This window comes from Neisseria sp. HMSC075C10, from assembly GCF_001815615.1.
Lineage (GTDB): Bacteria > Pseudomonadota > Gammaproteobacteria > Burkholderiales > Neisseriaceae > Neisseria > Neisseria subflava_A.
Genome location: NZ_KV821227.1, coordinates 19,618 through 29,582, shown reverse-complemented (window position 1 = coordinate 29,582; position 9,965 = coordinate 19,618). Strand labels below are relative to the sequence as shown.

The following is a 9,965-nucleotide window of genomic DNA, read 5'->3' as shown; positions in this document are numbered from 1 at the left end:
AAAAGGCCGTCTGAATTTCAGACGGCCTTTGATTTGGCTGTGATTAGTCGGCAACTGCCATCAGGCTGGCGTTACCGCCGGCAGCGGTAGTATTGATACTGCAAGAGATTTCTTCAAATACTTGCAGAATGTCCAGACCTTGTTCGGAAGGCAGGATGCGGATGAGCGCACCGTCGCGGCCGGCCAACTCTTGTTTGCGCTCGCTGCTCAAAGGTTCGATAGCGGCAACATGGCTGATGCCTGCGTTTTCAGGTTTGCTGTTGACTTGCAACAAACCGTCCAAATCGGCTGAGTAGGAAGCCAACGGGCTGTTAGGCTCAACAACGGTTTGGATGCCTGCGGCTGCCAGCTCGGTCAGGGCAGAGAAGGCTTGCAGCAGATTGCCGCCATGTACCCAAACGCGTTTTGGAGAGCGCCAGCTCAATGAGTTGCGTTCGCCGGTCGGGCCGACCAATACGGTTTCGGCTTTGCGCAGGGTACGGACGCGTGCGTGACCCAAAGCTGCGGCTGCAGTTTTCTTCTCTTCTGCATTAAACGGCAGTTTGTGAACCAGAGTTTCCAAACGTTTGAGCGCGTCTTCGTCTGCTTGGCCGATGCGGCTGAGGGTTGGGGCAACCCATTCAGGAGTACGGACCAGGCGTTGCAGATAGAATGAACCGCCTGCTTTTGGACCGGTACCGGACAAGCCGTGACCGCCGAAAGGTTGTACGCCGACAACGGCACCGACGATGTTGCGGTTAACGTAGATGTTACCGGCTTCGATGCGGTCGCGGATATGGTCGACAGTGCCTTCGATACGGCTGTGTACACCGCTGGTCAGAGCATAGCCTTTGGCGTTGATTTGGTCGATGAGTTGATCCAATTCGCTGGCGCGGTAGCGGACAACGTGCAGTACAGGACCGAACACTTCGCGTTGCAACTCGTTCAGGTTGTTCAATTCAAACAGGATTGGACGAACGAAGGTAGAGTTGTTGTCATCAACGTCGGCGGCAGTTTTGATTTCGTGGTAAGCCTTTGCTACGCCTTTCATTTTGTTGATGTGGGCCAACAGGTTTTGTTGGGCTTCAGCATCGATGACAGGGCCGATGTCTGTGGTCAGTTGGATCGGTTTGCCGACAACCAGCTCATCCATTGCGCCTTTGATGATGTTGATCATTTTATCGGCAACATCTTCTTGAACACACAAAATACGCAGGGCGGAACAACGTTGGCCCGCGCTGTCGAAGGCAGAGTTCAATACGTCGAGGCAGACTTGTTCCGGCAGGGCGGTAGAGTCCACGATCATCGCGTTTTGACCGCCGGTCTCGGCAATCAGGACAGGGCTGTCGTCGCGTTTGGACAGGGCTTTGTTGATCAGACGCGCTACTTCGGTAGAACCGGTGAAGATCACGCCGCCGATGCGGGCATCGCCGGTCAGGGCTGAGCCGACATCGCCTGCGCCGAGTACGAGTTGCAGCGCAGAAGTCGGAATACCGGCTTGATGCATCAGGGAAACGGCGTAAGTCGCAATCAGGCTGGTTTGTTCGGCAGGTTTGGCGATAACGGTGTTACCGGCAGCCAGGGCGGAAACGACTTCGCCGGTAAAGATGGCCAATGGGAAGTTCCATGGGCTGATGGCAACGATTGCGCCGACGGCTTTGGCATCTTTAGGCAGGGTGTTTTCAGCTTCGTTGGCATAGTAGCGGCAGAAGTCAACGGCTTCGCGTACTTCGGCAACGGCGTTGTTCAGGGTTTTACCGGCTTCGCGGACGGCCAGCATCATCAATGCAGGCGTGTGTTGTTCCAACAAATCGGCAAAACGGCGCAGGCAGTCGGCGCGTTCTGAAGCAGGTTTGGCACTCCACTCCGGCAGGGCGGCAACGGCTGCGCCAATAGCTTCTTGAGCCAAGGCTGCATCGGCAAAGCTGACAGTGCCGACAACATCGTTGTGGTCTGCAGGGTTGCGGACGGGTTGCGCTTCGCCCACGTTACGCGCTTCGCCATTGACGATAGATGCAGCGTGGAAGTCTTCGGAAGAAGCTTGGTTGAGTTTTTCTTGCAGGTTTTGCAATACGTTTTCGTTGCTGAAATCGACGCCTTGGGAGTTCAGACGGCCTTTGCCATACAAATCGCGCGGCAGAGGCAAGGCTGGATGCAGGTGGATGCCTTGTTCGGCGATGGTGTCGAACGGGCTCTTAATCAGGCGGTCGATGCTGATGTTTTCGTCAACGATTTGGTTCACGAAAGAAGAGTTCGCACCGTTTTCCAGCAGACGGCGTACCAAGTAGGCAAGCAGGGTTTCGTGTGTGCCGACCGGGGCATACACGCGTACGCGGCGGCCTAAGTTTTGCGGGCCGACCACTTGGTCGTACAGGGTTTCGCCCATGCCGTGCAGACATTGGTGTTCGAAGTCTTTGCCTTTACCCATTTGGTAGATTGCGCCCAAGGTGTAGGCATTGTGTGTGGCAAATTGTGGGAACACGGCATCTTGTGCATCCAAGAGTTTGCGTGCGCAGGCAAGGTAGGAGATGTCGGTGTGGACTTTACGGGTGTAAGTCGGATAGCCGTCCATGCCGTCTACTTGGGCCCATTTCACTTCGCTGTCCCAGTATGCGCCTTTAACCAAACGGATCATCAGTTTTTGGTTGTTGCGGCGGGCCAGGTCGATCAGGTAGTCGATAACGAACGGACAACGTTTTTGGTAGGCTTGAACAACGAAACCGATACCTTTGTAGCCGGCCAAGTCAGGATCGGAAACCAAAGCTTCCATCAAGTCTAAAGACAATTCGAGACGGTTGGCTTCTTCGGCATCGATGTTAATACCGATATCGTATTTTTTACCCAAAAGGAACAATTCTTTCAGGCGCGGCAACAGTTCGCTCATCACGCGTTCGTGTTGGGCGCGTGAGTAGCGTGGGTGGATGGCGGAAAGTTTGACGGAGATACCGTTGCCTTCGTAAACGCCTTGGCCTGCGGCATCTTTACCGATGGCGTGAATGGCTTGGACGTAGTCGTTGTAGTAGCGGTTGGCATCTTCTTCGGTGTAGGCGGCTTCACCCAACATATCGAAGGAGAAGCGGTAACCCATTTTCTCGCGCTCTTTACCGTTTTGCAGAGCTTCTTCAATGGTTTGACCGGTGACGAACTGTTTGCCCAGCAGGCGCATGGCGTAGTTAACGCCTTGACGGATCAGAGGGGCGCCGCCTTTGCTGATCAGACGGCTCAATGCGGAACTCATCTGTTTGTCGTTTGTCGCGGTCAGTTTGCCGGTAATCAGCAGACCCCATGCGGCCGCGTTAACGAAGAGGGAAGGGCTGTTGTTCAAGTGGCTTTTCCAGTTGCCTTCGGAGATTTTATCGGCAATCAGGCGGTCGCGGGTGGCATTGTCCGGAATACGCAGCAGGGCTTCGGCCAGACACATCAGTGCAACACCTTCTTCACTGGAGAGAGAGAACTCGTGCATCAAGGCATCTACGCCGCTTGCTTTGGTGCGGCTGGAGCGGACTTGAGTAACCAAACGACGGGCAAGCTCGGAGGCAGCATTGCGCTCTTCGTCGGTCATCTGTGCACGTTGCAACATATCCTGAACGGCTTCGATTTCATCGCGGCGGTAGGCATCAGTTACAGCTTGACGCAGAGGAGTTTGTGTTGGAAAAGCGAAGTTAAACATTATTTATGTTCTCCAAAGGTTTTTTTCATGGTTTCAGACGGCCTGACTTTAAGACTGCTAAAACAGACATTCTGAAGGATAGTAATATCGTAATAAAATTATGATGCGGATACAAGATGCATCCGCATAAATTGCTGTTTTTTCTGATAAGGCTCAGATTATTTTGAAACAGTTTATTTCATAAAGACGGCCTGCACCGAATCATGCAGGCCGTCTGAAAACGTCTTATTTAGAAGCGCGGTATTCTGCGTCTGCTTTTTCGAAACGTTCTTGCAATTCGCGTGAAGGTTTTTTGTCGATCAGGGACACCAAAACAATCACGAGGAAACAAGCGATGAAGCCGGGAACGATTTCATAGACAGTAGCGAAACCTGTTTCTTGTGCGGCTAAAGCAGGTTTTTTGATCCACTCAGCCCAAACTACTACAGTCAGTGCACCTGCAATCATGCCGGAGAGTGCGCCGTAGGCAGTAATGCGTTTCCACAGTACAGACAGGATAACAACCGGACCGAATGCGGCACCAAAACCTGCCCATGCGTAAGCCACCAAGCCCAATACTTTGCTGTTAGGATCAGAAGCAATCAGGATGGAAATCACGGCAATCGCCAAAACCATCAGACGGCCAATCCATACCAACTCGGCTTGTTGTGCTTTTTTACGCAGGAAGCCTTTGTAGAAGTCTTCGGTAATCGCGCTGGAGCAAACCAACAATTGGCAAGACAGAGTGGACATTACAGCGGCGAGAATCGCGCTCAAGATGATACCGGCAATCCAAGGGTTGAAGAGCAGGGTAGCCAAAGCGATGAAGATACGTTCGTGGTTGCCGTTCATTTCTTCAACGTGGGCAGGGTTGGCACCGAAGTAGGCGATACCGAAGTAGCCGACAGCCACAGCACCGGCCATACACAGAATCATCCAAGTCATGCCGATACGGCGTGCAGAAACCAGAGATTTAGCGCTTTCGGCAGCCATGAAACGGGCCAAAATGTGTGGTTGGCCGAAATAGCCCAAGCCCCAAGCGGCGGTAGAGATAATGCCGATGAAAGTAGTACCGGCAAACAGGCTGCCGTATTCTTTACCGGTAGAGGCGGCAACTTGTTGGATGGCCGCATTCATTTGATCTGCACCGCCCAAACCCAAATACACCATTATAGGAGTCAGTACCAATGCAAAAATCATCAAAGAAGCTTGCAGGGTATCGGTCCAGCTTACGGCCAAGAAACCGCCCAAGAAAGTGTAGGCGATGGTTGCGCCGGCACCCAGCCACATGGCTTGAGTGTAAGACAGATCGTGGAACAGGCTTTGGAATAGGGTAGCACCGGCTACGATGCCTGAAGCACAGTAAATAGTGAAGAAGAACAAGATAATCAGTGCAGAAACCACTTTCATCAAGTGACCGCCGGCACCAAAGCGGTGGAAGAAGTAATCAGGAAGCGTCAGCGCGTTGTTGGCGTATTCGGTATGTACGCGCAGACGGCCTGCGACCAAAAGCCAGTTGAGGTATGCACCCACAATCAGACCAATGGCAATCCAAGCTTCATTCAAACCGCTCAGGTAAATGGCACCTGGCAAGCCCATCAAAAGCCAGCCTGACATATCGGAAGCACCGGCAGACATCGCGGTCACGAACGGACCCAAGCTGCGGCCGCCGAGGATGTAGTCATCGAAGTTTCGTGTTGAAAAATAGGCGGCCAGGCCGATCAGTAATACGGCGACCAAATAGATCGCGAAAGTGATATACATGGGATTCATGTACTTATTCCTCATCTAACTTATAAATACGGGTTTTGAAATTGCAAACAATTCGTACCCAAACTTTTTTCTAATAAAAATACAGCTTAAAAATCCTGTTTTTCACGAGAGAGTCAGGATAAATTATTTTCAAATACAATAGGATATGTAACCAATCCATATTAAATTGTAAATAATTAAATTCAGAATACAGTAAATTTTTTGTTTTGCAAAGCACGGAACACGGGCTTTATGAAAAATCGCAGCACTTTTGAGGGGAAGTTATTTGAAAACAAAAGATTGCAAAAATTATCTTAAATTGGAGAAAAGGAAAGACAATGAAACTATCTTTCCTATAAATGAAACGTTACGCAGAGAAAAAGCGTAATTATGCGACAGAAACGAGCTGTTCAGACGGCCTGATAACGGCACTACCCCGTATTTCTGATGAATACGGGGTAGTGAGTCAGTTTGAACTAAATAGAAAAATCATCTTTTAACAAATGTTTATAAGCGAAAAGATAGAAAGCGGCAACAAAAGACGATCCGCCGAGGACGTTACCTAAGAAGACGGGAATCATATTGTAGAAAAATTGGCCCCAGCTGACATTTGCGCCCGCCCAAATACCGGCCGGAATGATGAACATATTGGCAACAAAGTGTTGGAAACCGATTAACACGAAGATCATGACCGGAAACCAAGTTGCCAAAATGCGGCCTGAAGTATGGCGTGAGCCGAAATAGAACCAAATACCCATGCACACCATCCAGTTACATGCGATAGCGGAGACGAATGCACGGCCAAAGTCCATATTAACTTTGGCTTCGGCGATGGCAATGGTTTTAGCCGCAGCCGCTCCCTCTGCCAGGCCGACATAGTGGCCGAGGAAATAGGCCATGGCAACAGCGCCTGCCAGATTGCCCAAGCTGACAATGAGCCAGTTGCGTACCAGTTTGTAGGTGCTGACGCGGCCGGTTAATCTGCCCAAAGCCATAATCATCATATTGCCTGTTGCCAGCTCACCGCCGCCGATTAAGATGCAAATCAGCGCAATCGGGAACACAGACGCACCCAAAAGGGCGGCCAGGCCGTTCCATTCGGCCGGAATGCCACTGATGACGCGCAGGCAGGCAAGATAGCCGAAGCCGACATAGCCGCCGCCTAAAAAACTCAAAATCACCAACATTTTGATGCTGAACTCAGACTTGGCGCAGCTCTTGCCGATGGCTTCCTGTAAAATCTCGTGAGGGTACAAATCTCGTGTATTCATGAGGCTCTCTTAAATTGGAAATATCTTGTTTATCATGAGGATAATAAGTTTGCCTGAGAATGATGCCGGTAGGAAATAACAACTGGTTGTAAGAATAGAAGAGGGGGTTATATATTGAGGTGACTAAGGCTGCGGCTGACTTTTTAAGAAAGATAACTTGCGGCGTTGAGATATTGGCGTTTTAAAAACTTAAAAGGCCGTCTGAAAAAGTTGCTTTCAGACGGCCTTTAGATTTGCTTGGTGCGTTAGAACTACAAGCGCGTTACGCTTAAAACGCCTTTGATGTCGCCCAAGCTGGCTAATACGCGCGGCAGGTCGTTGACTTGGCGGACTTCAAGGGTAAAGCGCATACTGGCTTCCAAATCGCGCGATTGGGTTTGCACTGCGGTAACGTTGAGTTTATGACGCGCCAGCGCATCCGAAACATCGCGCAGCAAACCGGAGCGGTCTTGGGCGCGGATTTCAACATCGACGGCAAACACTTGTCCTTCTTGCAAGGCTGCCCAGCTTGCGTTCAACACTTTTTCCGGAGCCTGCTCGGCAAGGTGGCGGAAAGAAGGGCAGGTATTGCGGTGGACGGAAATACCGCGGTCGCGGGTAACAAAGCCCACAATATCGTCAGGAGGTGCCGGTTTGCAGCATTTGGCAAGTGTGGTCATTAAGCCGTCTTCGCCGTCAATCAAAATGCCGTTTTTGCCGCCTTTTTTGATTTTGGACTGCTTGACGATATTGGTTTCATCAATCGGCACGGGAGGCGGCTCATTCAGCGCACCGCAGGCTTTGTGGATGGCGCGGTTGGAAACTTCGCCCTGACCGATGGCCGTATAGAGTTCATCAGTTTTTTTGAAGCCGAGTTTTTCCGCCAATGCTTGCAGATTGGGTTTGGGGAAGATTTTTGACAACTGCTTGTCCAATTGGGCGCGACCTTCTTCGCGCACGGTATCTGCATTTTGCTGGCGGATATAGGCACGGATTTTGCTGATGGCGCGGTTGGATTTGACCCAGCCTTCGTAGAGCCAGTTGACGGAAGGATTTCCCTCTTTGGCGGTAATGATTTCAACACGTTGTCCGTTTTCCAAAGGCGTGGACAGCGGCACAATTTGTCCTTCGACTTTTGCACCGCGGCAACGGTCGCCCACGCTGCTGTGCAGGGCATAGGCAAAGTCGATGGGGGTAGCGCCCGTAGGCAGGGAGAGTACTTTGCCGTGCGGGGTCAAAACATAAATCGTGTCATTGAACAGCTCAGTTTTAAAGGCGGCGGCAAGGTCTTCTTTGCCGCTTTCAGCCATGTTTTCGCGCCAGTCTAGGAGTTGGCGCAACCAAGCGATTTTCTGTTCATAGGCGGAATCACCCTTGCCACCTTCTTTATAACGCCAGTGGGCGGCAACACCGAATTCGTTGAATTGGTGCATGTCGAAGGTACGTATTTGGACTTCCACGCCTTTGTCTTCCGGGCCGACGATAACGGTGTGCAAACTTTTATAGCCGTTGCCTTTCGGGTTGGCGATATAGTCGTCAAACTCGCCCGGAATCGGCTGCCAGAGGCTGTGGACAATGCCCAACGTGGTGTAACACTCGGGAATGGTGTCCACCAAAATCCGTACGGCGCGGATGTCGAACAAGCCGTCGAAAGTGAGCTTTTTCTTCACCATTTTTTTGTAAATGGAGTAGATATGCTTCGGTCTTCCGGCAACTTCAAAATGAATATTGTATTTTTTCAGTTCCGTACGCAGGATATTGAGGAAGTTTTCGATGTATTCGAGGCGCTCGGTGCGTTTTTCGTCCAAAAGTAGGGCGATTTCACGGTATTTTTCCGGCTCTTGATGGCGGAAGCCCAAATCTTCGAGCTGCCATTTGAGTTGCCACACACCCAAGCGGTTGGCGAGCGGGGCAAAAATGTCGAGGGTTTCTTTGGCAACGGCGCGCTTTTCAGGGTTGTCAGGAACGTTGCTTAAAAATTGCAGGGTGCGCGTACGCATGGCCAGTTTGATCAGGACGACGCGGATGTCGGTAACCATCGCCAACAGCATTTTACGCATGGTTTCGGCTTGTTGGGCGCGCTCTTCCGGCGTGGCAAGGCTGTCTACGCGGGCGAATTGGGTCAGTTTCTGTACTTCGTCCACGCCTTTGACCAGCTCGCAAACGGTACTGTTGCAGCGTTCGGTAACCAATTCGCGCCAAGTGGGAACGTATTTGCCGATGTCGGACAAAATCGTAGCGGCCACGGCATCAGGCAAGAGGTCGAGTTCGCTGACGATTTGCATCGAGCCGAGAAAATGTTCCAGCAATGGCTCGCCGTAAGTTGTTAGGGCATCGGCGGGGTAATGTTCTTTAGCTAAGTCAAAGGCCGTCTGAATCAGGTTTTTATCGGAATCGGGCAGCGCGGCAACATAGCCGTCGAACCAAGCGAGGAGGCCTTCCAGCGTTGCACTCGATGTTTGGGGCGTTTGGCGAATAGTGGTCATGGCGTGCGTTTTTTTCTTTTTGATAAAAACGTTGCCATTGTAACAGTTTATTGCCGACAGCCCTAGATTTGTATGCGAATGCTGCACTATGTTTCAGGAAGCCTTGTTTCAGACGGCCTTGGGTGTTATGGTTAACCGTTTTGAAATTTTAAGGAGCATTTCGATGAAACTGTATATTTACGACCATTGCCCGTTTTGCGTCCGTGCGCGGATGATTTTCGGCTTGCGTGATGTGGCGGTGGAAGAAGTTGTCTTGGCGAACGATGACGAAGCTACGCCTATTGGCATGATTGGCTCAAAACAAGTGCCGATTTTGCAAAAAGAAGACGGTTCGTTTATGGGCGAGAGTTTGGATATTGTCCGTTACATCGATCAAGGCCGTCTGAAAGAAGAGGTTCGTCCAGAAGTGCAGGCTTGGTTGGACAAAGTGGGCGAATACAATAACAAATTGGTACAGCCGCGCATGGTTAAAATCGGCCTGCCCGAATTTGAGACCGATGAAGCGAAAAAATACTTTATCGACAAAAAAGAGAAAAGTATCGGCAATTTCGAGACTAATCTGAATAAAACGGCACAATATCTGGAGCGTCTGCATCAAGATTTGGCTGAGCTGGAAGCGCTGGTATGCGAAGGCGAGGGCTTGGGCGGTGAAATCAGTTTGGAAGATATCCTGACGTTCCCTATTTTGCGCAACCTGACCGTTGTGCGCGGTATTCAATGGCCGCAAAAATTGATGGATTATTTGTTGGCGATGAGTGAGCGTTCCGGCGTGGCTTTGTATTTTGACCGCGCGTTGTGATGAATGTTTGAAACATGAAAAAGGCCGTCTGAAAATGTTCAGACGGCCTT

The 9,965-nt window shown here is 50.9% G+C and carries 5 protein-coding genes; 1 reads left to right on the top strand and 4 read right to left on the bottom strand.

What is annotated here, in order from left to right; translation table 11 throughout:
• Positions 1–43 precede the first annotated feature (43 nt).
• The 4 genes from putA to HMPREF3047_RS00370 form a co-directional block, all read right to left on the bottom strand.
• Positions 44–3,649 carry a bifunctional proline dehydrogenase/L-glutamate gamma-semialdehyde dehydrogenase PutA gene (gene putA, locus HMPREF3047_RS00385; protein WP_070711817.1) on the bottom strand — a complete coding sequence of 1,202 codons (3,606 nt, stop codon included), beginning with the start codon at positions 3,647–3,649 and terminating at the stop codon, positions 44–46.
• Between the two features lie 225 nt (positions 3,650–3,874).
• On the bottom strand, positions 3,875–5,401 hold the full coding sequence (gene putP, locus HMPREF3047_RS00380) for a sodium/proline symporter PutP (protein ID WP_070583822.1): 1,527 nt from the start codon (positions 5,399–5,401) through the stop codon (positions 3,875–3,877).
• 455 nt (positions 5,402–5,856) lie between these two features.
• Positions 5,857–6,651: a formate/nitrite transporter family protein gene (locus HMPREF3047_RS00375; protein ID WP_070583823.1), complete on the bottom strand. Its 795-nt coding sequence runs from the start codon at positions 6,649–6,651 to the stop codon at positions 5,857–5,859.
• 251 nt (positions 6,652–6,902) lie between these two features.
• Entirely contained in the window at positions 6,903–9,116 is a 2,214-nt protein-coding gene (locus HMPREF3047_RS00370; RefSeq protein ID WP_070711811.1) for a RelA/SpoT family protein, read from the bottom strand.
• 88 nt (positions 9,117–9,204) lie between these two features.
• On the opposite strand from HMPREF3047_RS00370, the gene HMPREF3047_RS00365 reads away from it, so the two are divergent.
• The gene (locus tag HMPREF3047_RS00365; RefSeq protein ID WP_070711808.1) at positions 9,205–9,915 is read left to right on the top strand and encodes a GrxB family glutaredoxin; all 711 of its coding nucleotides are present in this window, start codon (positions 9,205–9,207) and stop codon (positions 9,913–9,915) included.
• Positions 9,916–9,965 lie beyond the last annotated feature (50 nt).

Bases quoted from the DNA above. Each gene is read 5' to 3' on its own strand.
- putA (WP_070711817.1), bottom strand. From the start codon at position 3,649: ATGTTTAACTTCGCTTTTCCAACACAAACTCCTCTGCGTCAAGCTGTA.
- putP (WP_070583822.1), bottom strand. From the start codon at position 5,401: ATGAATCCCATGTATATCACTTTCGCGATCTATTTGGTCGCCGTATTA.
- HMPREF3047_RS00375 (WP_070583823.1), bottom strand. From the start codon at position 6,651: ATGAATACACGAGATTTGTACCCTCACGAGATTTTACAGGAAGCCATC.
- HMPREF3047_RS00370 (WP_070711811.1), bottom strand. From the start codon at position 9,116: ATGACCACTATTCGCCAAACGCCCCAAACATCGAGTGCAACGCTGGAA.
- HMPREF3047_RS00365 (WP_070711808.1), top strand. From the start codon at position 9,205: ATGTTTCAGGAAGCCTTGTTTCAGACGGCCTTGGGTGTTATGGTTAAC.